A 23,674-nucleotide genomic window follows, 5' to 3' on the forward strand; every position below is an offset into this window, starting at 1 on the left:
GGATTAGTAATGGATACCCTTCGCTGCATGCGGGCCTTCGTGGCGGTAGCCGAGCGCGGCAGCTTCGCCGGCGCCGCCGAACAGCTGCAGGTGTCGGCGGTGATGGTGGGCAAGTACATCCAGCAGTTGGAAGCACATCTGGGTACCGCCTTGCTGCAACGGAACACCCGCCGCCAGCGCTTGACCGAAGCCGGCAGCGCCTACCTGGCCGGGTGCCGGCAGGTGCTGGAGCAGGTGCAGCAGGCCGAGGCCGATGTGGCCGGCCTGCAGGTACAGCCGCGTGGCCTGTTGCGGGTCAGCGCGCCCACCACCTGGGGCAGCTGTGTGCTGGCGCCGCAGCTGGCCGGCCTGCTGCGCGCGCAGCCGCAGTTGAATATCGAGCTGGACCTGAGCAACCGCCGCGTGGACCTGATCGAAGATGGCTTCGACGCGGCGATCCGGGTCGGGCCGTTGCCATCGCAGGAGGTGGTGGCGCGGCCGCTGCCGCCGTATGCGATGAGCCTGTGCGCGGCGCCGTCTTACCTGCGCAGGCGCGGCACGCCGCGAACACCGGATGACCTGCAAGGGCACGACTGCTTGAGCCACCTGGCCTGGCGCGGCGGGCATGGCTGGCAGTTGGCCAACGGCGAACACGTCGACTGGGAGGCACGGCTGAGCAGCAATGATGGCTTCGCATTGCGTGAAGCCGCCGTGGCCGGGGCCGGGCTGGTACTGCAGCCCACCGCACTGCTGGCGGCGGAGATCGCAGCGGGACGGTTGAAGCCGCTGCTGCGCGACTACCTGCCCGAACCGCGGCCGATGCACCTGATCTACCTGCCCGACCGCCGCCCGCGCCCGCGGTTGCAGTGCTTCGTGGATTTCGTCATGACCACGTTGGGGCAATGAGCATCCGCGCCATGCGTGGATGATCGGCAGGTGCCGACCGTTGGTCGGCACACATCGGGATCAATCATTCGCCGCAGACAATTCCTGTCCACGCACCTGCGCGGCGCGCAGTGCGGTGTCCACCAGCGCTTCGAAACCTCCGGCCTGGAAGCTCTCGATCGCGGCCTGGGTAGTGCCATTGGGTGACGTCACGCGACGGCGAAGCTCGGTCGGGCTCTCACCGGCCTCATCCAGCATGCGCGAGGCGCCCAGCAGGGTCTGCACCACCAGCGTGCGCGCGGCGTCGGCCGGCAGGCCCTGGGCGATACCCGCCGCTTCCATCGCTTCGGCCAGCAGGAACACGTAGGCCGGCCCGCTGCCAGACACGGCGGTGACCGAATCCATCAGTGCCTCGCGTTCGATCCACACCGTGCGCCCGGCACTGGCCAGCACCTGTTCGGCCTGCACGTGCTGCTGTGGATCCACCGAGGGCGTGGCATACAGGCCGGTCACGCCGGCGCCGAGCAGAGCGGGGGTATTGGGCATCGCACGCACCACCGGCAGGTTGCCACCCAGCCAGCGCTCCAGCTGTGCGCTGGTGATGCCGGCAGCGATCGACACCACCAGCGGCCGGTTTGCCTGGGCCAGTGCCTGCAGCGACTGGCAGACCTCACGCAGCACCTGCGGCTTCACCGCCAACAGCCAGGTGCTGCCCTGTGCGGCGGCATCGGTGGCGTTGTCGTGCACCTGCACGCCGAAGTCGGCAGCCAGCGACTCGCGCAGCGCTGCAACCGGTTCGGCCACATGGATATGCGCGGCCGGCACGCCCTGGCGGATCAGGCCGGCGATCAGGCTGCGCGCCATGTTGCCGCCGCCGATGAAGGTGATGGAATCAGCTGCCATGGACGTCTCCTTGGAAAATCAGGCTGGGCGCGCACGCGCGCCGAACAGGGCGGTGCCGATGCGCACCAGGGTGGCGCCCTCGGCGATGGCGTCGGCGTAGTCGCTGCTCATGCCCATCGACAGCGTGTCGACCTGCGCGTGCTGGGCGGCCAGCGACTGAAAAAGTGTGCGCATGCGCACGAACGCATCCCGACGGCGCTCCACCTCGGGCCACGGCGCAGGAATCGCCATCAGGCCACGCAGGCACAGCGAGGGCTCGGCGGCAATCGCAGCGGCCAGCCCCTCGACATCCTCCGGTGCACAGCCGTGCTTGCTGGATTCATCGTCGATGTTGACCTGGATCAGCACATTCAGCGGGCCGCGCGCGGCCGGGCGATGGCGCGCCAGCGCCGTTACCAGCTTGGGCCGGTCCACGCTCTGCACCCAGTCGAAGTGGGTGGCCACGGCATCGGCCTTGTTCGACTGCAGGTGGCCGATCAGGTGCCACTCCAGCGCCAGGTGCTGCAGCGCCTGCATCTTGGCCAGCGCTTCCTGCACATAGTTTTCGCCGAAGGCCTGCTGGCCCTGTGCGGCCAGCGCGGCCACGGCCTCGGCCGGTTGGGTCTTGGAAACCGCCAGCAGGCGCGGATCGGGCCGGCCGGCCGCCTCGGCGGCGGCATGCAGGTTACTCAGGATCTGGGGCAGGGGAGTGGCCACGTAACGCGTTCCGTTGAATCAGGAGGCTATACTGCCGCCCGGGGAAAGATCCTTCCAGTCGAAGCCGTTATTGGGGAGTAGCCGCTCATGGATATCGCCGAACTGCTGGCGTTTTCCGTAAAGAACAAAGCGTCCGACCTGCACCTGTCTGCAGGCCTGCCGCCGATGATCCGGGTGGACGGCGACGTTCGCCGGATCAACATCCCGGCCCTGGACCACAAGCAGGTCCACGCGCTGGTGTACGACATCATGTCCGACAAGCAGCGCCGCGATTACGAGGAATTCCTCGAAGTGGACTTCTCCTTCGAGATCCCGTCGCTGGCGCGCTTCCGTGTGAACGCGTTCAACCAGAACCGCGGCGCCGGTGCGGTTTTCCGTACCATTCCGTCCGAGGTGCTCACCCTCGAAGACCTGGCCTGCCCGCCGCTGTTCCGCGAGGTGATCCAGCAACCGCAGGGCCTGATCCTGGTGACCGGCCCGACCGGCTCGGGCAAGTCGACCACGCTGGCGGCGATGATCGACTACATCAACAAGAACGAATACGGCCACATCCTCACCGTCGAGGATCCGATCGAATTCGTGCACACCTCGCAGAAGTGCCTGATCAACCAGCGCGAAGTGCACCGTGACACGCATGGCTTCAACGAAGCACTGCGCTCGGCACTGCGTGAGGACCCGGACATCATCCTGGTCGGCGAACTCCGCGACCTGGAAACCATCCGCCTGGCACTGACCGCCGCGGAAACCGGCCACCTGGTGTTCGGCACCCTGCACACCAGTTCGGCGGCCAAGACCATCGACCGTATCATCGACGTGTTCCCGGCGGGCGAAAAGCCGATGGTGCGTTCGATGCTGTCCGAGTCCCTGCGTGCGGTGATCTCGCAGGCACTGCTGAAGAAGGTCGGCGGCGGCCGTACCGCGGCGTGGGAAATCATGGTCGGCACCCCGGCCATCCGCAACCTGATCCGCGAGGACAAGGTGGCGCAGATGTACTCGGCCATCCAGACCGGCCAGCAGTACGGCATGATGACCCTGGACCAGCACCTGCAGGACCTGGTCAAGCGCAGCCTGATCACCCGCAACCAGGCCCGCGAGTACGCCAAGGACAAGCGCCTGTTCGAGTAAGGCGGGACAGCGACGGGCGGCGCGCGCAATGGCGCGGCCGCTCCGTGTTGTTTCCTCCACCGACCGTTACCTGGTAAACCGCTTTCCGGGAGCCCGCCGTGAACACCACCGCGACCACCATCGATTTCACTTCGTTCCTCAAGCTGATGGCGCACCAGCGCGCCTCGGACCTGTTCATCACTGCGGGTATGCCACCGGCGATGAAGGTCAACGGCAAGATCTCGCCGATCACGCAGACGCCACTGACGCCGCAGCAGAGCCGCGACCTGGTCCTCAACGTGATGACCCCGGCACAGCGCGAGGAATTCGAAAAGACCCACGAATGCAACTTCGCCATCGGCCTGTCCGGTGTCGGCCGTTTCCGCGTGAGCTGCTTCTACCAGCGCAACCAGGTCGGCATGGTGCTGCGTCGCATCGAGACGCGCATTCCGACCGTGGAAGAGCTGAGCCTGCCGCCGATCATCAAGACGCTGGCGATGACCAAGCGCGGCATCATCCTGTTCGTCGGTGCCACCGGTACCGGTAAATCGACTTCGCTGGCGGCGATGATCGGTTACCGCAACCAAAACTCGACCGGGCACATCATCACCATCGAAGACCCGATCGAATTCGTGCACAAGCACGAGGGCTGCATCATCACCCAGCGCGAGGTCGGCATCGATACCGACAGCTGGGAAGCCGCGCTGAAGAACACCCTGCGCCAGGCGCCGGACGTGATCATGATCGGCGAGGTGCGTACCCGCGAAGGCATGGACCACGCCATCGCGTTCGCCGAAACCGGCCACCTGGTGCTGGCCACGCTGCATGCCAACAATGCCAACCAGGCGATGGACCGCATCGTCAACTTCTTCCCGGAAGACCGCCGCAACCAGCTGTTGATGGACCTGTCGCTGAACCTCAAGGGGGTGGTCGCGCAGCAGCTGGTGCCGTCGCCCGATGGCCGCTCGCGCAAGGTGGCGATGGAGATCCTGCTGGGCACGCCGCTGGTGCAGGACTACATCCGCGACGGCGAGATCCACAAGCTGAAGGAAGTGATGAAGGACTCGGTCCAGCTGGGCATGAAGACCTTCGACCAGAGCCTGTTCGAGCTCTACCAGGCCGGCGAGATCAGCTACGAGGACGCGCTGCGCTACGCCGATTCGCAGAACGAGGTGCGCCTGCGCATCAAGCTCAGCCAGGGCGGCGACGCGCGCACCCTGTCGCAGGGACTGGATGGCGTGGAGATCTCGGAGATCCGTTGACCGGACGGGCGCCTGCGGGCGCCCGCTGCTCCGGGATGGCCGCGGCGCCGGATGCACGCCCGCGTGAACCTGCCAGGGAGGCCTGCATGCGTGTGACTACGAGCGTGATACTGGCCATCGCCGTGCTGCTGCAGGCCGGTTGTGCCCGTACCCCCGAACCGGCAGCCGCGGCCGCGGGCTGCGACGATCCACAGGCGCATGCCTGGTATCTGCTGCCACCGCCTGCGACGAAGCACGGCGGCGACCTGCCGCCGTTCATCGATTTCACCGGGTCAGCGAGGACGATCTATGATGCCCGGTTGCGGGATCTCGATGGCTTGCCGGAGCCGTCGTTCCGCTGTGGCAGCGTACCGGCACAGGCATATCGCTTCGTCTGGGATCCTGCATTCTTCCCGGGCGTGCTCATTCGCGCGCAGCGCAATGCAGCGGGCCACGCGTGGATCGTCGGGCGCAGTGCGCGCGATTTCGAGATTTCCGGATCGTTACCCGGAAGCCCAGCCACCATCATCAAGGGTGGCACGTGCGCTCCACCGCGCGCGCTGAGTGCGCAGGAATGGAACGCCATCGCCGCCGCGTTTGCGCTGTTGCAGGGCGAAGATTCGAGCGCTGGGCTTGACGGCTCATCGTGGATGTTCGAGTCCGTGGTGGACGGCGAGCAACGTTGGTTCGCACGATGGGTGCCGCGGGATCCGGCGTTCCGCAACACCGGCAGGATGATGGTGGAACTGGCGGGTTGCACTGACACCCTGCAGGGCATGGAGTGACGGGCACCACAGGCGATTGATGAATTCCGGTCATGACCGACTGCGGCCGGGCTGGCTCAATCCAGCGCCACGACAGGCGTATCGTCAGCACTCCCCCTCTGGAGTACGACGATGCAGACACGTGAACTCGGCCGCAGCGGCCTGAAGGTTTCCGCCCTGGGCCTGGGTTGCATGGGCCTGACCCATGCCTACGGCCAGCCGGTCGAACCGAGCCAGGGCATCGCCCTGCTGCACGCTGCCGTCGAGCGCGGCGTGACCTTCTTCGACACCGCCGAGGTGTACGGCCCGTACACCAACGAAGACCTGCTCGGCCAGGCCTTGGCGCCCTACCGCGACAGGCTGGTGATCGCCACCAAGTTTGGTTTCAAGGACGCGCGCACCGATGCCGGCCTGGACAGCCGCCCGGAGAACATCCGTGCCGTGGCCGAAGCCAGCCTCAAGCGCCTGCGTACCGACCATATCGATCTGTTCTACCAGCACCGCGTCGACCCGAACGTGCCGATCGAGGATGTGGCCGGCACCGTGAGCGACCTGATCGCCGAGGGCAAGGTCGGCCACTTCGGCCTGTCCGAGGCCAGTGCTGCCACCGTGCGTCGCGCGCATGCGGTGCAGCCGGTCACCGCCGTGCAGAGCGAGTACTCGCTGTGGTGGCGCGAACCGGAGCGTGAACTGCTGCCGACGCTGCAGGAGCTGGGCATCGGCTTCGTGCCGTTCAGCCCGCTGGGCCGCGGCTTCCTGACCGGTGCGATCAACGCCGATACCACCTTCGACGCCAACGACTTCCGCAACAGCGTGCCGCGTTTCGAAGTGGAGGCGCGCCGCGCCAACCAGGCGCTGGTGGATCGCATCAGCACGATTGCGGCAGCGCGCGGTGCGACGCCTGCGCAGGTCGCACTGGCCTGGCTGCTCGCGCAGGCACCGTGGATCGTGCCGATTCCGGGCACCACCAAGGTTCATCGCCTGGAAGAAAACCTGGGCGCGGCCGACCTGCAGCTGGCGCCGGAAGAACTGCAACGCATCGCGCAGGCGCTGGACGAAGTGTCGATCGTTGGCGAGCGCTACAACCCGCAGCGTGCGGCACAGGCCAAGGGCTGACCGGCCGGTGAGTGCGGACCGCTGGTGGTGGGTGCGGACCGCTGGTCCGCACGCCTTGACCCTCACCCCATCGGCCCGCGCAGCGCATCAAGCACCGTTCGCATCGCCACGGTCACGTGGCGGCGCGAAGGGTAGTACGCGTAGTAGCCATCGAAGTGCGGGCACCAGTCGTCCAGCACTGATTGCAGCCGGCCATCGTCCAGCATCGGCTGTACCTGGTCTTCCGGCAGCCAGGCCAATCCGCTGCCTGCCAGCGCAGCGGCGCGGGTCATGCCCATGGTGTTGAACGTCCACTGGCCGCTCACGCGCACGCTCAGTTCATTGCCGTCCTGGCCGAAATCCCACGGCATCAGCCCACCATGCGTGGGCAGGCGCAGGGTCACGCAGTTGTGCCCGGCCAGGTCGTCCGGGTGCCGCGGCACCAGGTGCTGGCGGAAGTAGCTGGGCGCCCCGACCACGCGCATGCGCAGCGGCGGGCTGATCGGTACGGCGATCATGTCGCGCGCCAGCCGCTCGCCCAGGCGGATGCCGATGTCGTAGCGCTCGGCCACGATGTCGGCCAACCCGTAGTCGGCCGCCAGTTCCACCTTCAAATCCGGGTACCGCTGCAGCAGCGGCGCCAGCCTGGGCCAGGCGATGTACTCGGCGGCGTGGCCGGTGGCATTGATGCGGATGGTGCCGGCCGGGCGTTCACGGTACTCGGCCAGCGCGGCCAGCCCGTCCTCGATCTCGGCCAGGCGCGGGCCCAGGGTATCGAGCAGGCGGGCACCGGCTTCGGTGGTCGAGACGCTGCGGGTGGTGCGGGTCAGCAGGCGCACGCCCAGGCGCTGCTCCAGGCCGCGCATGGCATGGCTCAGCGCGGACTGGGAAACGCCCAGCTGGGCGGCAGCCTTGGTGAAGCTGCCTTCGCGGGCAACGTGGACGAAGGCCTGCAGGTCGTTGAGGTTTTCGCGGGGCATGAGGGGATGATACGGCCGGGCTGCGCCCGGCACCTGCTTCAAGCCAAGGCAACGTCAACGTCAAATGCGTGCATTCCGTGGGAGGGCGGGGTGGGTCCGGTTGAGGGGGACGCCGCCAGTCCCCCTCCGGGGCCCGGTCCAGCCGCTGGCGGCTGTGCGTTCGGGCGCTTGCGAAGCAGTGCTTCGCAAGCAAAGCGCCCTCACCCATGAAGCTCGGTCGCGCTTGTTCGTGTGCGCTGTCCTGGGCACACGGCAAGACCGGGGTTGGGCGTCCTGCCCAACCCGCCCGAGGCATGCCTTGGGCCCATGGCGCTCACGCCCCCTCAACCGGACCCACCCCGCCTTCGACAGTTTCCCGCGAGCTGTTGGAAAGGCATTCTGCTCTGGTGGGTGCCGACCGTTGGTCGGCACTGGGTCGGACGTGTGGGTATGTCGATTTCTGCGTCTGTGGTTCGTCGAATGAATGACTTCAACGGGAGCTGCACATGAGCACTGACACCAAGCCGAAAGGCCCGGCCTCGTATTTCCCCTCCATCGAGAAGACCTACGGGCAGCCGGTGGCACACTGGTTCGGGCTGCTGGCGGGAAAGAAGGGCCTCAAGCACATGGAACTGGTCAGCTTCCTGAAAAGTGAGCATGGGCTGGGCCATGGCCATGCCAACGCGCTGGTGGCGCACCATCTGGCCGGCAACGGCTGAGCAGCGGCGGGCAGGGGGCATGGGGCGGGCGAATTCAGCTGAACGATTTCATCTGCAACTGTCATGCAGATCGTGTCTAATACCGCTCCCCACCTGCTGTTCCCCACCCGTATGTCCCTTCCCTCCCATGGCCCCGCGCCGTGCGACGACGCTGACGGCCACCTGGTCACCGCCGGTCCGCTGACCCCGCCGCCCGACAGCGCCGGCACCACCGCCGACGACAAAGCGCTGCGTCACTCGATCGCCGAGGACGTGCAGGGCATGGTGCTGGCCACGATGGTGGCCTCGCTGGGCCTGGCCATCTTCGCCAAGGGCGGGCTGATGATCGGCGGCATGGCGGGCATGGCCTTCCTGCTGCACTACGCGATGGGCTGGAACTTCGGCCTGGTGTTCGTGCTGGTCAACCTGCCGTTCTACTGGGTGGCGCTGCGGCGCATGGGCTGGGAATTCACCCTGAAGACCTTCGCCGCGGTCACCGCCTGTGGCGTGCTGACCGACCTGCTGCCGCGCTGGATCGACTTCTCGCACATCAACCCGCTGTACTCGGCGATCGTCGGTGGCGCGTTGTCCGGCCTGGGCATCCTGTTCTTCATCCGCCACCGTGCAAGCCTTGGCGGCATCGGCATCCTGGCGGTGTACCTGCAGCGCACCCGTGGCTGGAGCGCGGGCAAGGTGCAGATGTCCTACGACGCCTGCCTGATGGTGGCCGCGTTCTTCGTGTTGTCGCCGTCGAAGGTGCTGTACTCGGCCATCGGCGCGGTGGTGCTCAGCCTCGTGCTGATGTTCAACCACCGCCCTGGCCGCTACATGGGCGTGTGACCGTTCAACGGGGTTGCCGGCCAGCGGCCGGCACTACCGGCACCCACGCGCGGAGATCCATCAGCGGGCGGCGGCCTGCAACCACGGCGGCGACAGCGTCAGCAGCCGCGCATGCACCGGGCAATCCTCGGCGTGCGCCCCCGGCAGGTAGCCCAGGCTCATCAGGAATTCGCCGGTGATCTCGCCGCCGGTGAAGCGGAACGTCTTCTTGAACAGCTTCACCCAGTCGGCCTTGCTGCGCGGGTGGTGTGCATCCAGCCACGCCGCGAAGCTGCCATGGCTGGCCCGCAGCTGCTGGATCACCTGCGCGTTGTGGATCGCCGCCAGCACCTTCAGCCGGTTGCGGATGATGCCCGCGTCCGACAGCAGGCGCTCGATGTCCTGCTCGGCATACGCGGCCACGCGGTCCACATCGAAGCCGTCATAGGCTGCGCGGAAGCCGTCGCGCTTCTTCAGGATCGTTTCCCAGCTCAGCCCGGCCTGGTTGATTTCCAGTACCAGCCGCTCGAACAGCTCGCGCTCGTCACGCTGCGGGAAGCCGTACTCGTTGGCGTGGTAGTAGTCGTGCACCGGATGGCCCGGGGCGATGAGGCAGTAGCCGCTCATGGGGAAGGCTCGCTGGATTCGGATTCGGATTCGGGATCGATGGCCACCGCAGGGTGCCCGCCGATGGACAGCATCGGCCAGCGGGGCGGCACGAGAGTGAGTTTGCCGTCACGCAGGGCGTGGTTGATCGTCTCGGCCTGGCCGCTGACGGTGCCGAACAGCGCACCGGCGCGGCGCCACTGGGAATCCTTGCCACGTGCGTACAGCACGCAGTCCGGTCCACGGTGGGTGTTCAGCTCGCACAGCAGCACCTCGCCGGTACCATCGCCGTCCAGGTCGCGATGCACGATCAGGCAGTCGCGCTCGCTCTGGGCGCAGGATTCGCCATTGATCGATCGGGTGGCCAGAGCTTTCCACCAGTCGTCCGGTGGCGAACTGGATCCCTTGGCCAGCTTCAGCGCGCGCTGCAGGGCGGCGACGTCCTGCGGCCCCTTGTCGAGGCGGTGGCCGTCGTCCCAGCGTGAGGTACGTGCCAGGGCTGCAGCGATCACCTGTGGCGCGTTGGCATCGGCGGTGATGGCCGGATCGCGCTGCAGTTCGCGCAGCGCCTGCACGCCACGGCGCCCCAGATCGAAGCGCAGCACGTTGACGTCGCTGCTGGTGATCGCCGGCGGGTCCGCGCGCAGCCGCGCCAGTTGGCTGGACAGGGTCAGCCGCACCGGGTCCAGCAGGGGCGAGTTGCCCAGCAGTGCCAGTGCCAGCACCACCCAGCACATCCAGCGGTTGACCGGCTCCAGCATCTGCAGCCAGCGGCGCTGCCGGCGCAGCACGGCCAGCGCGTAGCCCACGGCATAGCCGACCGTGGCCAATGCGACGAGTACCGCCCAGAAGCGATCCAGGGTCCAGCCGTACTGCGCCACGCGCAGGCCCAATGCATACAGTGCCAGCACGGCGTAAACCGGCAGCGTCAGCAGGCTGGCTTCGACCAGCCTGCGCAGCACCAGAGGGTAGGGAACACTGTCTTCCCCCTGCTGGTAGACCGCATTGGTAAACGTCACCAGCAGCAGTGACACCACCACCAGCAGGCTGGCGGCGGAACGGGTCTTCCACAGCGGTTCCAGCCCGGTAAGCGGCAGGCTCAGCACGAACAATACGGCGATGAACGACAGCAGCGGCAGCAGCCCACGGCAGATCGCGAACAGCACCTGGCGGGTGATCTGGATCGCGCGGTGCTGGGTGCGCCCGATCAGCACGCCGAACCCGGCCAGGCTGCCAGTGGCCAGTGCGATGAAAGCGTCCTGCCGGAACAGGTCGCGGAAGACATTCACGTCCAGCAGTTGGAACAGCGCTGCCCACAGCCACAGCAGCAGCCAGGTCAGCCCGGTGAACAGCGCCGCCAGGGCCAGGGTCAAACCGTTCTGCCAGGCGCGCTCGAACAACTCGGGGTAGCTGGCGCGCCAGTGCCCATGCTGCAGCTGGAACTGCCACCAGGGCAGGGCCACGAACACCGCCACGGCCATGCCCAGGGTCAACGGAAACTGCAGCGTGCCCGACTCCAGTGCGGTCTCGCCATTGAGGTTCCAGCCGATCCAGGCGGCCAGCGCCAGCACCACCGCCGAGCCGAGCACGGCCTGCAGCCACAGTCGGCGCTGGCCCAGCTCGACCAGGCTCAGCGCCACCGCGCTCGGAACGGCCAGCACCCAGGCGTACCAGCAATAGCGCCAGCCGATATCGCGGAACGGCCACGCGTCGGACAGCTCCTGCGCGGCATACAGCATCAGGCCCTGCAGCAGGGCAAGCAGGACGATGGCGCTGCGTGCCGGCAGGGTCAGGGGCGATGAAGACTGCATCTAATGACCTTCCGTGGCAAAGCACCATCCTAGCCCATCGCGGTTCGGCGCCATCGCGCGACCATCCCGCCCCCAGCAGGTAGAATGGGCCCATGCCTGTAATGCCGACCTCCCTTGCCGATCACCTGCTCGTCGCGCTGCCGTCGCTGCTCGACGCGACCTTTGCCCGCAGCGTCGCGCTGATCTGCCAGCACGACGAGAACGGGGCGATGGGCGTGCTGGTCAACCAGCCCTCCGAATACACGCTGGGTGAAGTGCTCGCGCAGATGGACATCACCACCGGTGATGGCGACCTGCAGGCGCGCATGGTGCTCAATGGCGGCCCGGTGCATCCCGAGCGCGGCTTCGTCATCCATGACGACGCGCGCGCGTGGGATTCCAGCCTGACCGTGGGCCACGGCCTGTACCTGACCACCTCGCGCGACATCCTCGAAGCGATGGCGCGTGGCGAAGGCCCGGCCAATGCCGTGGTCACCCTCGGCTGTGCCGGTTGGGGCGCAGGGCAGCTGGAAAGCGAGCTGTCCGAGAACAGCTGGCTGACCGTGCCGGCCGATGCCGAGCTGGTGTTCCAGCTGCCGCTGGAGCAGCGCTGGCAGGGGGCGGCTTCGCGCATCGGCGTGGACCTGTTCCGGCTGACCGACTACAGCGGCCATGTCTGAGCCCATCACGCCCACCCCGGTTCCTGCTGCCCCGGCCATCCGTCGCGACGGCACGGTGCTGGGTTTTGATGTCGGCTCGCGACGGATCGGCGTGGCCATCGGCAGTGCCTTCGCCGCGCACGCGCGCGCGGTGGCCGTGGTCGATGTGCACGGCAACGGCCCGGACTGGACCGCGATCGAACGCCTGCTCAAGGAATGGAAGCCCGACGGCCTGGTGGTCGGCGACCCGCTGACCCTGGATGGCCAGGACCAGCCCAACCGCAAGCGTGCGCAGGGCTTTGCCCGCCAGCTGCGGGAACGCTTCAAGCTGCCGGTGGTGATGATCGACGAGCGTTCCAGCTCGGTCGAGGCGGCCCGCCGTTTCGCCGTCGAGCGCGCCGAAGGACGCAAGCGCCGACGTGATGCAGCCGCCCTCGACGCCGTGGCCGCGGCGGTGATCATCGACCGCTGGCTGTCGTCCCCCGACGACGCCACCCCCATTCCCTGACTGCACGACTCCCGCCATGACTGCCCAGCAAATCGATGCCTCCGGACGCCTGCGCCACCTGCTGACCCTGGAGGGCCTGCCGCGCGAAACCCTGCTGCAGTTGCTCGACCGCGCAGGGCAGATCCGCGATGCCGCGGTCGGCCGAGTCGGCAACAAGCGCCACGTGCTGGCCGGTTCGGCGGTGTGCACGCTGTTCTTCGAGCCGTCCACGCGCACCCGCAGCTCGTTCCAACTGGCCGCGCAGCGCCTCGGGGCCGATGTGCTGAACTTCGATGCCTCGACCTCGTCCACGCGCAAGGGCGAAACCGCCTGTGACACGCTGCGCAACCTGGAAGCGATGGGCGTGCGCGGCTTCGTGGTGCGCCACCCCGATGACGGCGCCGTGGCCGCGCTGGCCGACGCCGCGGGCGAGGGCACCGCGCTGATCAATGCCGGCGACGGCCGCAGCTCGCACCCGACCCAGGGCCTGCTCGACATGCTGACCCTGCGCCAGGCCAAGGGCCCGGATTTCTCGAAGCTCAAAGTGGTGATCGTCGGCGACGTGAAGCACTCGCGCGTGGCCCGCACCGACCTGCATGCGCTGCGCACGCTGGGCGTGGGCGAGATCCGCGTGTGCGGCCCGCAGTCGCTGCTGCCGGATGACGAGACCCTGAAGGGCTGCGTGGTCGGCGATGATTTCGACGCGATGCTGGAAGGTGTCGACGCGCTGATGATGCTGCGCCTGCAGCGCGAGCGCATGGAAGAAGGCCTGGTGCCGTCGCTGGAGCAGTACCACGCGCAGTACGGCCTGACCCGCGAGCGCCTGGCGCGTGCCGGCAAGGACGCTGCGGTACTGCACCCGGGCCCGATCAACCGCGGCGTGGAAGTGACCGACGACGTGGCCGATGGCCCGCAATCGTGGGTGCTGCGCCAGGTCGCCAACGGCGTCGCCGTGCGCATGGCCGTGCTGGAAACCTTGCTGGGCTGACCACTTTGGTGGGTGCCGACCGTTGGTCGGCACTGAACCATCAGTGCGGTGAAGTGGGGGCCTGGCCATTGAATGGTTCCGGGCCTACCTGTACTGACGTGGTTGCCCGATAGAAGAGCGATACCGGCAGGCGCACGCTTGGGCCCATGAACCGCGCACGCCTACGCCTTGGCCGCCATTCCCGGATCGGGCAATCCTGCATCCTTCCCAGCAGAAGCTGCGGTTCATCGCTTCTGCGCGAACAGCCACGCCCACATTGCAGGGTCCGCGTAGGTGGCATCCCAGGCATTGTGGTTGCCTTCCGGGTATTCGGTGTAGCGCACGTCACGCGCGTTGGCGTTCTGGAATGCGGCGTGCAGCCTGCGGTCGTCGTCCGGCGGCACCACATCATCCAGCGCACCATGGAAGATCCAGATCGGTGTGTGCCGAAGCCGCTTGGCGATCGCGGCATACGGATCGGATTCCTGGGCCACCTGTTCGACGAACAGCGTCGGACGCACCGCGCGCGGCGCCAGCACCGCGCCGCATACCGGCACGATCGCGGCGAAGCGCCCGGGGTCATCCAGCGCGATGTTCCAGCTGCCATAACCGCCCATCGACATCCCGGTCAGGTACTGCCGCGAGGGATCGGCACCGAACTCGGCGATGGTGGCGTCCAGGGCGGCCAGCGCAACGCGGTTGTTGCGCCCGCTCCATTCCTGGCGGCCCGGCACCTGCGGGAATACGGCCAACGCGGGGAAGTCGGCCGCGTGCCTGCGCAGGTGCGGCCCCAGCCCCGCATGGGTCTGCTTGACGCCGTCGCCGCCACGCTCGCCGGATCCATGCAGGAACAGCACCACCGGCAGCGCGCCAGGCGTGCGCGCCGCGGTTGCCGGAATGAACACCTGGTAATAGGCGGTACGGCCATCCACTTTCACCGCACGCGATTCGAAGCGGCCACGTGCGCTGTCCGGGTGCGAGGCGCAGCCGGCCATCATCAGGATCGCCAGCATTGGCAGCCAGCGCATCATCGTACGGACCATCGACGTTCCAGGAGCGGTGGGTTCAGCCGCATCCTAGTCCGCCGCAGGTCAACGCGGCATCTTGCGCCGCATCACTGCGGGCGCGGGAAGCTGGCAATGATGTCCAGTTGTTCCTGCGCTTCGGCATTGCCTGCCGCCGCCGCAGCCTGCACCTGCGCCATGTCCGGGTGCAGCACCACCAGCAACGGGTTTTCGCAGACCGGGCAGGCGTACTCGGTCGCGTCCTCGTCCAGTTCCATCTCCATGGCGCGCGAACTGCCCTTCCATTCGCAGGCCGGGCAGGTGTGCTGCTGGTCGCGCCAGCCGGGCTGGAAATAGTTTTCGATCGTAGTGGCCATGAGGATCCAGTTGGAATCGGGTCAGAGCCCCGCGCAACGGGGATCCGACCCTGGGTTTTGGCGTGGGTCGGAGCTCCGCGTTGCGGGGATCCGGCCCGGCAGGGATCAGTGCAGCAGCACCAGCGTGGCCAGGCCGAGGAAGGTGAAGAAGCCCATCGAGTCGGTCACGGCAGTCAGGAAGATGCCGCTGGCCAGCGCCGGGTCGAAGCCGAAGCGTTTCAGGGTCAGCGGCACCAGTACGCCGGCCAGTGCAGCGAACAGCAGGTTGCAGGTCAGCGCGATGGCGATCACCGCCGACAGCCCGGGCGAGTGGAACCAGGCCAGCACGATCAGCCCCAGTATCGAGCCGAGCAGCAGGCCGTTGAGCGCGGCCACCCGCACTTCCTTCCACAGCAGCGTGCGCGCGTTGGAGGCGCCCACCTGGCCCAACGCCAGGCCGCGCACCATCAGCGCCAGCACCTGGGTACCGGCATTGCCGCCCAGGCCGGCCACGATCGGCATCAGCACCGCCAGCGCCACCAGCTTGTCGATCGTGCCCTCGAAGTGGCCGACCACGCTGGAGGCCAGGAAGGCCGTGCACAGGTTGATCGACAGCCACATCAGGCGGCGGCGCATGGCGCGCCAGACCGGGCTGAACAGGTCCTCGTCCTCGTCCAGGCCGGCGGCGCCCAGCGCCTGGTGCTCGGCCTGGCCGCGGATGATGTCGACCACGTCATCGATGGTGATGCGGCCAACGAGGATGTTGTTCTCGTCCACCACCGGTGCGGAGATCCAGTCATGGTCGGAGAACTGCCGCGCCACTTCCTGGTCGCTCTCGCCGACGTCGATGGCCGGCTGCTCGTCGTCGATCAGGCGGTTGATCGGGGTGGTGTCCTCGTGGGTCACCAGTGCCGCCAGCGACACCCGGCCGAGATACTGGTGCCGCCGGCTGACCACGAACAGGTGGTCGGTGTGGTCCGGCAGTTCGCCGCGCAGGCGCAGGTAGCGCAGCACCACGTCGACGTTGACGTCGGCGCGCACGGTCACCACGTCCGGGTTCATCAGGCGGCCGGCGCTGTCCTCGGGATAGGACAGCACCTGTTCCAGCCGCTCGCGGTTCTCGCGGTCCATCGACTTGAGGACTTCATCGATGACCGTATCCGGCAGGTCTTCGACCAGGTCGGCCAGATCGTCGATGTCCAGGTCTTCGACCGCGGCGATGATCTCGTCCGGGTCCATGTCCGCGAGCAGGCTCTCGCGCACGTCCTCGCCGACGTGGACCAGCACCTCGCCGTCGTCTTCAGGATCGACCAGGCCCCACACCACCTCGCGCTTGCCCGGCGGCAGCGATTCAAGCAGGTTGCCGATCTCGGCCGGGGCCAGGGTGTTGACCAGGCGACGTACCGGGCCCAGCCGGCCGCTGTCCAGTGCATCGGACAGCATCCGCAGTTGGCGCGCAGTCTTGTCGTGGCGTACAGCTTCAGCCATCGCAGCTCCCGCGGGATAAGAAAAGCCGCGATCCCGGCAAGGATGCGGCAACAGGGGTGTTCAGCGCGTCATTATCGCAAGGGGATGTTTCAACGCATAGCCGAGGGGCGGTGGTAGCGCCGGCCACCGGCCGGCAATCGTCCCCATCGAAGTCCATGAGATTGCCGGCCAGCGACCCGCACTACCCTCGGCTGTCAGGCCGTTTCGGCCACCAGCGCCAGCCAGCGCTCGATGGCGCGGCGGTCGCGCGCGGCCAGCAGTTTCGGTGCACGGGCGCGCAGTGCGCCCAGGTCAGCGTCGCGTATGGCGCGGCGTACCTCCAGCAACGTACCGGGATGCAGGCTGAACTCGCTCAGGCCCAGCGCCAGCAGCAGCGGGGTCATCCGGGCATCACCGGCCATCTCGCCGCAGACCGCCACCGGGACGCGGTGGCGCGCGCCGGTCTCGATCACCATCTGCAGCAGCCGCAGCACGGCGGGATGCAGTGGCGAATACAGTTCGCCCAGCGCCTCGTTGTTGCGGTCGGCAGCCAGCAGGTACTGCACCAGATCGTTGGTGCCGATCGACAGGAAATCGACCAGGTCGATGAAGCTCTCCAGCGCCAGCGCAGCGGCGGGGACTTCGATCATCGCGCCCAGCGGTACGTGGTCGGACACCATGTGGCCTTCGCCGCGCAGCTGTTCGGTCAGTTTGAGCATGCGCCGGCGCACGGCCAGCAGCTCCTCGCGGGTGCTGACCATCGGCACCAGTACGCGCAGCTTGCCGTACGCAGACGCGCGCAGGATCGCGCGCAGCTGGGTGTCGGCCACCTTCGGCCGTGCCAGCGAAAGGCGCACTCCGCGCAGGCCGAGTGCAGGGTTCTCTTCGTTGCTCAGGGTCAGGCCGGTACGGTCGGCCTTGTCCGCGCCCAGGTCCAGCGTGCGTATGGTGACCGGCCGCCCGCTCATGCCCAGCGCGGCATCGCGGTAGGTCTGGAACTGCTCTTCTTCGTCCGGCAGCTCATTGCGCTGCAGGAACAGGAATTCGGTGCGGTACAGGCCGAGCCCCTGCGCGCCCAGTGCATGCGCCTGGGTCACGTCTTCCAGCGATTCGGCATTGGCCAGCAGGGCAATGTCGACCTGGTCGCGGGTACGGCTGGGCTTGCTGCGCAGGCGGCCGAGCTCGCGCTGCTCGCGCGCGTGCTCCTTCAGCCGGACGCGGTAGTCCCGCAGGTTGTCGGCCTGCGGGTTGACGGTGATACTGCCGTCGGCGCCATCGATGATCAGCACGTCGCCATCGGCGATGCGGCTGAGCAGCTGCGGCACGTTGACGATCAGGGGCAGGTGCAGGCTGCGCGCCAGGATCGCGCTGTGCGACAGCGCGCTGCCGGCGGCCGTGACGATGCCGACCACGCCCTGTGCCTGCAGCTGCGCCAACTCGGAGGGCGCGATGTTGTCGCAGACCAGGATCTCGCCGGCCAGGCCTTTCACCGCCGACGGCCGTTCGGGTTGCAGGAAGGCGTGGATGCGCCCGATCACATGGTCGAGATCGTCCATGCGGCTCTTCAGGTAGGCATCGTCCATGCCATCGAAGACCTTGGCCAGGCGGTCGCGCTGCAGGCGCAAGGCATAGCCGGCGCTGTACGGGCCGCTGCGGATCAGCTCGTCCAGGCCGTACAGCAGCTCGGGGTCGTCCAGCAGCAGCGCGTGCAGGTCGAGGAACTCGCCCACTTCCTGGTTCAGGGCGCCATGCAGGCGCTGGCGCAGCTCGTGCATTTCCGTACGCGCGGCATCCAGCGCCCGGTGCAGGCGCGCCAGTTCGGCCTCGACCTGGTGGGCGGCCACGCGCTGCTCGGCTACCTCCAGCGCATGCGGCAGTCGCACGCGTGCCCGGCCCATCGCCGTTCCACGCGCGGCGCCGTGGCCGGCCAGCAGCTGTACCGGCCGTTGGCCGGAAGGGACCTGGCCGGCGCGTGCGCGCGGCACGCTCAGCTGTCCTCGTCGAAGCGGCGTTCGAACAGTGCGACCACCGCTTCCATCGCGGCGGCTTCGTCCTCGCCGTTGATGCGCACGGTGACCGGGGTGCCCTGGCCGGCGGCCAGCAGCATCACGCCCATGATGCTCTTGGCGTTGATCTCACGGCCCTTGGCGGCCATGGTCACGTTGCAGCGGAACGGCGCCAGGGTCTGCACCAGCTTGGCGGTGGCCCGGGCATGCAGGCCCAGGCGGTTGCTGACGGTGAGTTCTCGTTCAAGCATCGTCGACTATCGCTCCATTACGGGTACCCGCCGCGGCTGTGGCGGGCAGTTGATCCAGTCCCTGTTCCGGATAATTCATCACCCGCAGCAACATCGGCAGGCTCAGCGCCGATACCCGGCGAACCGGGGTCCCCAGCCGGGCCAGCTGCCCGGCAAGGTTGGCGGGGCTGGCGCCGTACAGGTCGGTCAGGATCAGCACGCCGTGACCTCCGTCGACCCGCCGCAAAGCGGCCGAGGCGAGCGGGAGCAGGGCGTCCAGGTCTGCGTCGAACGGTACTTCGAAAGCTTCGGTTTTCAGCGGCAATTGCCGCAGCAGCCGGGTCGCCACGTCTAGCAGGGCGGTCCCGACCCCGGGATGTGTTACGAGGAGAATGCCACAGGTCATTACCGCACGTTAACAGGTCAAGGTGAATTGGCGATAGCAGCAGGCGAGGGGTACTGTGTCCCGTATTCAGTGTTGCTCGCTGGCGAGCCCTTTTTCGTTGAAAAAGAGATCCTACGCCATCCGTTTTTCGATGCCTGAAAGCGATTCATCCACGCATGGCGTGGATCTACCGTGTCGACCAAGGTCGACACCCACCAACAGCACACGGAATCTGTCAGAGGCGGGGCGGTGTGGGCAGGCAGGACCGTTGGCGCCATGGATGGCGCCATCGAGCCCCCAAGGAGGGGTTCACGGCGTGTCCTGCCTGCCCACACCGCCCCGCCATCCCACGGACTGCCGCTTTTGCTGTTGCTGTTGCCGGCCAGCGGCCGGCACTACCGGCGGGTGCCGGGCGCAGCCCGGCCGACCCCCCTCAATCCTGTTCGCGGTGGTAGGTGGCCACGTCCTGCCAGCCCCTCTCGCGGGTGTGCCGGGCCATGCGCTCGGCCAGGAACACCGAGCGGTGCTTGCCGCCGGTGCAGCCGAACGCCACGGTCACGTAGCTGCGGGTGCCATCCCCCAGTTTCGGCAGCCACGTATCGAGGAAATCCATCAGCTGGGCCAGGTAACGCTGCACGTCCGGCTGTGCTTCCAGATAGTCGCGCACGCCCGGCTCGCGGCCGCTCAGCGCGCGCAGGTCCGGGTCCCAGTGTGGATTGGGCAGCACCCGCGCATCGAACACGAAGTCCGCCTCGGCCGGTACGCCGCGCTTGTAGGCGAATGATTCGAACAGCAGCGACAGGCCGGTGGCATGGTCCATCGCGAACTCGGTGATGATCCGCCGCCGCAGCTGGTGCACGTTGAGGGTGCTGGTATCGATCACCGCGTCGGCCTCACGCCGCAGCGGCGCGGTCAGCTCGCGCTCGCGGGCGATCGCTTCGGGCAGCGACAGGCCCAGCTGGCTCAGCGGATGGCGACGACGGGTGTCGGCGTAGCGCTTGAGCACCGTTTCGTCGCTGGCCTCGAAGAACAGTACCTTCACTTCCACGCCGGCGTCGGTGGCCAGCTGCCGCCAGTCGCCCAGCTGGCTCAGGTCGGCCTGTCCGCGAACGTCGATGCCCACGGCCAGGCGGCGCGGCGCGCTGCCGTCATGGTTGGCCAGCAGGCTGCGCACGAAGTCGGGCAGCAGATTGATCGGCAGGTTGTCCGAGCAGTAGTAGTCCTGGTCCTCGAAGGTCTTCAGGGCGACGGATTTACCCGAGCCGGACAGGCCGCTGACGATGATCAGGGTCGGGGCGGTGGGGATTGCGGTGCTCATGGACAGGCTCTTCGAGGGGCAGTGGGATCAGGGTGTCCGCCGTTCCAGCAGATTGCTGTGGCGGGCAATGAACATGGCCGCCGGGTCAATGCCCTTGGTGCGCAGGATGTGCAGGCGGGTGGCGGCTTCGGTCAGCACGGCCAGGTTGCGGCCAGGCATCACCGGCAGGGTGATCAGCGGAACGTCCAGGTCCAGCACATGGCGGGTGCCCGAGTCGCCGGTCAGGCGCTCGTAGCCATGCGGCGTGGGCTCGGTCATCGGCTTGGTCAGGTGGACGATCAGCCGAAGGTACTTGTTCTTCTTTACAGCCGTGTCGCCGAACATCTCGCGCACGTTCAGCACGCCCAGACCGCGCACTTCCAGCAGGTCCTGCAGCAGTTCGGGGCAGGTGCCGTCGAGCACATCCGGGGCGATCTGGGTGAACTCGGGGGCGTCGTCGGCGACCAGGCGGTGACCACGGCTGAGCAGTTCCAGTGCCAGCTCGCTCTTGCCCGACCCGGCCTCGCCGGTGATCAGCACGCCAATGGAATAGATCTCCATGAACACGCCGTGCAGGATCACCCTCGGCGCAAGCGTGCGCGCCAGATGGTAGGACAGGTGGTTGAGCAGTTCGTGGCCGCGCTTGGGCGACAGCCACAGCGGCGTGCCGGATTCATCGGCGGCGGCGCGCAGGTCTTCCGGGCAGGCCTGGTTGCGGGTCAGCACCAGTGCAAGCGGGTGCGACTGCATGATCTTTTCGATGGTCTCCCAACGCTGGCGCGGTTCCAGCGCATCCAGCCAGGACAGTTCCTCGGTGCCCAGGATCTGCACCTTGTTGGGATAGATGGCGTTGAGGTAGCCGGCCAGCGAGGGGCGCCGCGAGACGGTATTGCCGGCCTCCAGCTCGCGCTTCTCACCGGATTTGCCTGCGGCCCAGCGCAGCCCCAGCCGCTCGCGCTGCTGTTCGAACAGTTCACGGGCGGTGATGCTGGTATTCATGCGGCGCTCGCAGGTGGGGTCATGTCCAGCGCCTCGCGCAGGGCCCGGGCATCGCCGGCCTCACGCAGGGCCTGGCGGATATCCGGCGCGGAAAACAGCTCGGCCAGCTCGGACAGCAGCATCAGGTGCTGGTGGGTGTAGTGGGCCGGGACGGCCATCGCGAACACCAGGTCCACCGGCTCTTCGCCGCCGAAGTCGACCGGGGCCGCCAGACGCAGCAGGGCGCCACGGGGGCGGTCCAGGGTCGGCGCGCGGCCGTGGGGGATGGCGATACCGTGGCCGATCGCGGTGCTGCCCAGGGCTTCGCGCTGGCACAGGTTCAGATAGATCTGTTCGGCATTGGCCTGGCGGCAGGCCAGCAACCCGGCGGCGGCCTGCAGGACGCTGTCACGGTCGGTGGCCGTGCAGAGCTGGGTCTGCACGGCCGCCAGGAGGTCAGTCAGGGGCATGTCTGCGGGGAACGGTGGCGATCAGCCACCATTGTCGCCCACCGGCAGCGGTGCGTGCTGCTGTTTTTTCTCCTTGTGCTTGATGACCAGGCGGTCAAGCTTGTCCGCAAGCAGGTCGATCGCGGCATACATGGTCTGGCCGCCGGCCTCGGCGTGCAGGGTCTGCCCGGGGATGTTGAGGCTGGCGTCGACGTGGTGTTCGGTCTTCTGCAGCTTGAGGGTCACCCGCGCTTCGCAGTGCTGGTCGAAGTGCTTTCCGATCCGGGCCAGCTTCTCCTCCACATAGGACTGCAGGGCCGGGGTGACTTCGACGTCTTTGCCAAACGTTTCGATGCGCATCGGGTTTCTCCTGTGTTCGGATGTGCCAATGAACCTCTCCGCCGGGCGCGGCGGCGCGTCAAGCGATTCTGACCCTTTCGTGCGAGGCGGAGATGTTCATGGCTTCACGATACTTCGCCACGGTGCGTCTCGCTACTGGAATTCCCGACGATTTGAGCAGGTCAGCCAGCTTGGCGTCAGAAAGCGGCTTGCGCGGGTTTTCGTCGTCGATCAGGCGCCGGATCATCGCCTGGATGGCGGTGCTGGACGCCTCGCCACCGCCTTCGGTATCGATGCCCGAGGCGAAGAAGGCACGCAGCGGCAACGTGCCGCGCGGCGTGCGCACATGCTTGCGGGCGATCGCGCGCGACACCGTCGACTCGTGCAGGCCCAGTTCGGCGGCGATCTCGCGCAGGGTCAGCGGACGCAGCGCCTGTTCGCCGAACTCGAGGAAACCGGCCTGCTGATGGATCAGGCTGCGCACCACCCGCAGCAGGGTTTCACCGCGCTGCTGCAGGCCCTTCAGCAGCCAGCGCGCCTCCTGCAGCTGGCCACGCAGGTAGCCGGCGTCGGCCTCGCCACAGCGGCGGATCAGCTGTTCGTAGCCACGGTGGATCACCACCTTCGGCCCGGCATGGGCGGCCAGCGCGGCGCGCCAGATGCCGTTCTGCCGCCACACCACCACGTCGGGTACCACATAGGTATCCTGCGAAAGCGGCGCGATCTGAGTCCCTGGACGCGGGTCCAGCGAGCGCAGCAGGGCGACCGCTGTCTCGACCTCGTCCAGCGGCTGTTTCAGTTCATGGGCCAGACCGGCGACACCACTGCGTGGCAGCCGTTCCAGCGGGCCTGCGGCAATCTGCCGCGCCAGCGCCAGGCCCGCGGTGTCACCAGGCAACACATCCAGCTGCAGCTGCAGGCATTCGCCGAGCGTGCGCGCGGCAACGCCGACCGGGTCGAAGCGCTGGATGCGATGCAGCACCGCAAGGATTTCATCCTCATCGGCATGGACCGACGGCAGCAGGGTTTCGGCGATGGTGGCCAGCGGTTCGCGCAGGTAACCGTCGTCGTCCAACGCATCGATCAACGCAGCGCCGATGCTGCGGTCATGCATGGAAAGATGCGACAGGTGCAGCTGCCACAGCAGGTGGTCGGCCAGCGTCTCGGTTTCGGCCACGCGCTCGGCGGCGCTGCCGGCGTCATCATCATCGTCGAAGCTGCCGCCACTGCCGGCGGCGCTCCAGTCGAGCTCGGCCGGTGCCCAGTCGTCGCCATTGTCGGTGCGTTCGGCCGGCGTCTCGGCGTCCGTGTTGTCGCCGCCTTCATTGGCGACACTGCTGTCGTTGCCGTCGGCCCAGTCCAGCAGCGGATTGCTTTCCACGGCCTGGGCGATTTCAAGCTCCAGCTCGGTCGTGGACATCTGCAGCAGCTTGATCGCCTGCTGCAGCTGGGGGGTGAGCACCAGCTGCTGTCCCAACGATGTCTGCAGCCGAGTCTTCATGCCTGTGCCG

26 protein-coding genes are annotated in these 23,674 nt (G+C 67.6%); 10 read left to right on the plus strand and 16 right to left on the minus strand.

Going from position 1 to position 23,674, the window contains the following annotated elements:
- Nucleotides 1-9: 9 nt before the first annotated feature.
- Nucleotides 10-885, plus strand: a complete 876-nt coding sequence (locus ACMGRF_RS02975; protein ID WP_111190667.1) for a LysR family transcriptional regulator — start codon at nt 10-12, stop codon at nt 883-885.
- A 60-nt stretch (nt 886-945) separates the two neighbouring features.
- On the opposite strand, the gene proC is transcribed toward ACMGRF_RS02975, so the two are convergent.
- Both proC and ACMGRF_RS02985 read right to left on the minus strand, forming a co-directional pair.
- Nucleotides 946-1,767, minus strand: a complete 822-nt coding sequence (proC, locus tag ACMGRF_RS02980; RefSeq protein ID WP_049411030.1) for a pyrroline-5-carboxylate reductase — start codon at nt 1,765-1,767, stop codon at nt 946-948.
- Nucleotides 1,768-1,785: 18 nt separating this feature from the next.
- Nucleotides 1,786-2,463 carry a YggS family pyridoxal phosphate-dependent enzyme gene (locus ACMGRF_RS02985; RefSeq protein ID WP_049411034.1) on the minus strand — a complete coding sequence of 226 codons (678 nt, stop codon included), beginning with the start codon at nt 2,461-2,463 and terminating at the stop codon, nt 1,786-1,788.
- Between the two features lie 87 nt (nt 2,464-2,550).
- Here ACMGRF_RS02985 and ACMGRF_RS02990 point away from each other — a divergent pair, with 87 nt between their 5' ends.
- The 4 genes from ACMGRF_RS02990 to ACMGRF_RS03005 all read left to right on the plus strand — a co-directional run bounded on the left by ACMGRF_RS02990 (nt 2,551) and on the right by ACMGRF_RS03005 (nt 6,688).
- On the plus strand, nt 2,551-3,588 hold the full coding sequence (locus ACMGRF_RS02990) for a type IV pilus twitching motility protein PilT (protein ID WP_004147099.1): 1,038 nt from the start codon (nt 2,551-2,553) through the stop codon (nt 3,586-3,588).
- A gap of 146 nt (nt 3,589-3,734) precedes the next feature.
- Nucleotides 3,735-4,829: a PilT/PilU family type 4a pilus ATPase gene (locus ACMGRF_RS02995; RefSeq protein WP_049411044.1), complete on the plus strand. Its 1,095-nt coding sequence runs from the start codon at nt 3,735-3,737 to the stop codon at nt 4,827-4,829.
- Between the two features lie 35 nt (nt 4,830-4,864).
- On the plus strand, nt 4,865-5,593 hold the full coding sequence (locus tag ACMGRF_RS03000; protein WP_049411036.1) for a hypothetical protein: 729 nt from the start codon (nt 4,865-4,867) through the stop codon (nt 5,591-5,593).
- Nucleotides 5,594-5,704: 111 nt separating this feature from the next.
- Nucleotides 5,705-6,688, plus strand: a complete 984-nt coding sequence (locus ACMGRF_RS03005; RefSeq protein ID WP_099494701.1) for an aldo/keto reductase — start codon at nt 5,705-5,707, stop codon at nt 6,686-6,688.
- A 62-nt stretch (nt 6,689-6,750) separates the two neighbouring features.
- On the opposite strand, the gene ACMGRF_RS03010 is transcribed toward ACMGRF_RS03005, so the two are convergent.
- A complete protein-coding gene (locus ACMGRF_RS03010) occupies nt 6,751-7,647 on the minus strand; it encodes a LysR family transcriptional regulator (protein WP_049411042.1) in 897 nt (298 codons plus the stop codon).
- Between the two features lie 485 nt (nt 7,648-8,132).
- On the opposite strand from ACMGRF_RS03010, the gene ACMGRF_RS03015 reads away from it, so the two are divergent.
- Together ACMGRF_RS03015 and ACMGRF_RS03020 are read left to right on the plus strand one after the other, a co-directional pair.
- Complete coding sequence (locus ACMGRF_RS03015) at nt 8,133-8,345, plus strand: DUF4287 domain-containing protein (RefSeq protein ID WP_049410655.1); 213 nt, start codon at nt 8,133-8,135, stop codon at nt 8,343-8,345.
- A gap of 111 nt (nt 8,346-8,456) precedes the next feature.
- Nucleotides 8,457-9,164 (plus strand): YitT family protein, encoded by a 708-nt coding sequence (locus ACMGRF_RS03020; RefSeq protein ID WP_005415543.1) that lies wholly within the window; start codon nt 8,457-8,459, stop codon nt 9,162-9,164.
- A gap of 60 nt (nt 9,165-9,224) precedes the next feature.
- Here the strand turns inward: ACMGRF_RS03020 and ACMGRF_RS03025 are convergent, their stop codons facing one another.
- Both ACMGRF_RS03025 and ACMGRF_RS03030 read right to left on the minus strand, forming a co-directional pair.
- Complete coding sequence (locus ACMGRF_RS03025; RefSeq protein ID WP_049410652.1) at nt 9,225-9,770, minus strand: DNA-3-methyladenine glycosylase I; 546 nt, start codon at nt 9,768-9,770, stop codon at nt 9,225-9,227.
- Entirely contained in the window at nt 9,767-11,560 is a 1,794-nt protein-coding gene (locus tag ACMGRF_RS03030) for a DUF4153 domain-containing protein (protein WP_414485619.1), read from the minus strand. The genes ACMGRF_RS03025 and ACMGRF_RS03030 overlap by 4 nt, the downstream gene beginning before the upstream one ends.
- A gap of 92 nt (nt 11,561-11,652) precedes the next feature.
- Here ACMGRF_RS03030 and ACMGRF_RS03035 point away from each other — a divergent pair, with 92 nt between their 5' ends.
- Genes ACMGRF_RS03035 through ACMGRF_RS03045 form a run of 3 tightly spaced genes read left to right on the plus strand, consistent with a single transcriptional unit; the run spans nt 11,653 to nt 13,673 of the window.
- Nucleotides 11,653-12,219, plus strand: a complete 567-nt coding sequence (locus ACMGRF_RS03035; protein ID WP_049410646.1) for a YqgE/AlgH family protein — start codon at nt 11,653-11,655, stop codon at nt 12,217-12,219.
- The gene (gene ruvX / locus ACMGRF_RS03040) at nt 12,212-12,706 is read left to right on the plus strand and encodes a Holliday junction resolvase RuvX (RefSeq protein ID WP_262223333.1); all 495 of its coding nucleotides are present in this window, start codon (nt 12,212-12,214) and stop codon (nt 12,704-12,706) included. Before ACMGRF_RS03035 ends, ruvX begins: the two co-directional genes overlap by 8 nt.
- A 16-nt stretch (nt 12,707-12,722) precedes the next feature.
- Nucleotides 12,723-13,673: an aspartate carbamoyltransferase catalytic subunit gene (locus ACMGRF_RS03045; protein ID WP_049410639.1), complete on the plus strand. Its 951-nt coding sequence runs from the start codon at nt 12,723-12,725 to the stop codon at nt 13,671-13,673.
- A gap of 224 nt (nt 13,674-13,897) precedes the next feature.
- Here ACMGRF_RS03045 and ACMGRF_RS03050 read toward each other — a convergent pair whose 3' ends face one another.
- The 11 genes from ACMGRF_RS03050 to ACMGRF_RS03100 form a co-directional block, all read right to left on the minus strand.
- A complete protein-coding gene (locus tag ACMGRF_RS03050; RefSeq protein ID WP_099494704.1) occupies nt 13,898-14,695 on the minus strand; it encodes a prolyl oligopeptidase family serine peptidase in 798 nt (265 codons plus the stop codon).
- A 71-nt stretch (nt 14,696-14,766) separates the two neighbouring features.
- Nucleotides 14,767-15,033, minus strand: a complete 267-nt coding sequence (locus ACMGRF_RS03055) for a hypothetical protein (RefSeq protein WP_049410634.1) — start codon at nt 15,031-15,033, stop codon at nt 14,767-14,769.
- 105 nt (nt 15,034-15,138) lie between these two features.
- Nucleotides 15,139-16,500 carry a magnesium transporter gene (gene mgtE / locus ACMGRF_RS03060; RefSeq protein ID WP_005415552.1) on the minus strand — a complete coding sequence of 454 codons (1,362 nt, stop codon included), beginning with the start codon at nt 16,498-16,500 and terminating at the stop codon, nt 15,139-15,141.
- A gap of 194 nt (nt 16,501-16,694) precedes the next feature.
- Nucleotides 16,695-18,464: a phosphoenolpyruvate--protein phosphotransferase gene (gene ptsP, locus ACMGRF_RS03065; RefSeq protein WP_049410628.1), complete on the minus strand. Its 1,770-nt coding sequence runs from the start codon at nt 18,462-18,464 to the stop codon at nt 16,695-16,697.
- A 2-nt stretch (nt 18,465-18,466) separates the two neighbouring features.
- Nucleotides 18,467-18,736, minus strand: coding sequence for an HPr family phosphocarrier protein (locus tag ACMGRF_RS03070; RefSeq protein ID WP_111096556.1), 270 nt, complete (start codon nt 18,734-18,736; stop codon nt 18,467-18,469).
- Nucleotides 18,729-19,121, minus strand: coding sequence for a PTS sugar transporter subunit IIA (locus ACMGRF_RS03075; protein WP_049410624.1), 393 nt, complete (start codon nt 19,119-19,121; stop codon nt 18,729-18,731). Before ACMGRF_RS03075 ends, ACMGRF_RS03070 begins: the two co-directional genes overlap by 8 nt.
- A gap of 412 nt (nt 19,122-19,533) precedes the next feature.
- Nucleotides 19,534-20,418, minus strand: coding sequence for an RNase adapter RapZ (rapZ, locus tag ACMGRF_RS03080; protein WP_180879908.1), 885 nt, complete (start codon nt 20,416-20,418; stop codon nt 19,534-19,536).
- 27 nt (nt 20,419-20,445) lie between these two features.
- Nucleotides 20,446-21,396, minus strand: coding sequence for an HPr(Ser) kinase/phosphatase (hprK, locus tag ACMGRF_RS03085; RefSeq protein WP_005408388.1), 951 nt, complete (start codon nt 21,394-21,396; stop codon nt 20,446-20,448).
- The gene (locus ACMGRF_RS03090) at nt 21,393-21,845 is read right to left on the minus strand and encodes a PTS sugar transporter subunit IIA (RefSeq protein ID WP_049415175.1); all 453 of its coding nucleotides are present in this window, start codon (nt 21,843-21,845) and stop codon (nt 21,393-21,395) included. Before ACMGRF_RS03090 ends, hprK begins: the two co-directional genes overlap by 4 nt.
- Nucleotides 21,846-21,866: 21 nt before the next feature.
- Nucleotides 21,867-22,184: a ribosome hibernation-promoting factor, HPF/YfiA family gene (hpf, locus tag ACMGRF_RS03095; protein WP_005415556.1), complete on the minus strand. Its 318-nt coding sequence runs from the start codon at nt 22,182-22,184 to the stop codon at nt 21,867-21,869.
- Nucleotides 22,185-22,242: 58 nt separating this feature from the next.
- A complete protein-coding gene (locus tag ACMGRF_RS03100; RefSeq protein ID WP_049415172.1) occupies nt 22,243-23,664 on the minus strand; it encodes an RNA polymerase factor sigma-54 in 1,422 nt (473 codons plus the stop codon).
- Nucleotides 23,665-23,674 lie beyond the last annotated feature (10 nt).

It is taken from the genome of Stenotrophomonas sp. EMP41, from assembly GCF_047495535.1.
GTDB lineage: Bacteria > Pseudomonadota > Gammaproteobacteria > Xanthomonadales > Xanthomonadaceae > Stenotrophomonas > Stenotrophomonas sepilia.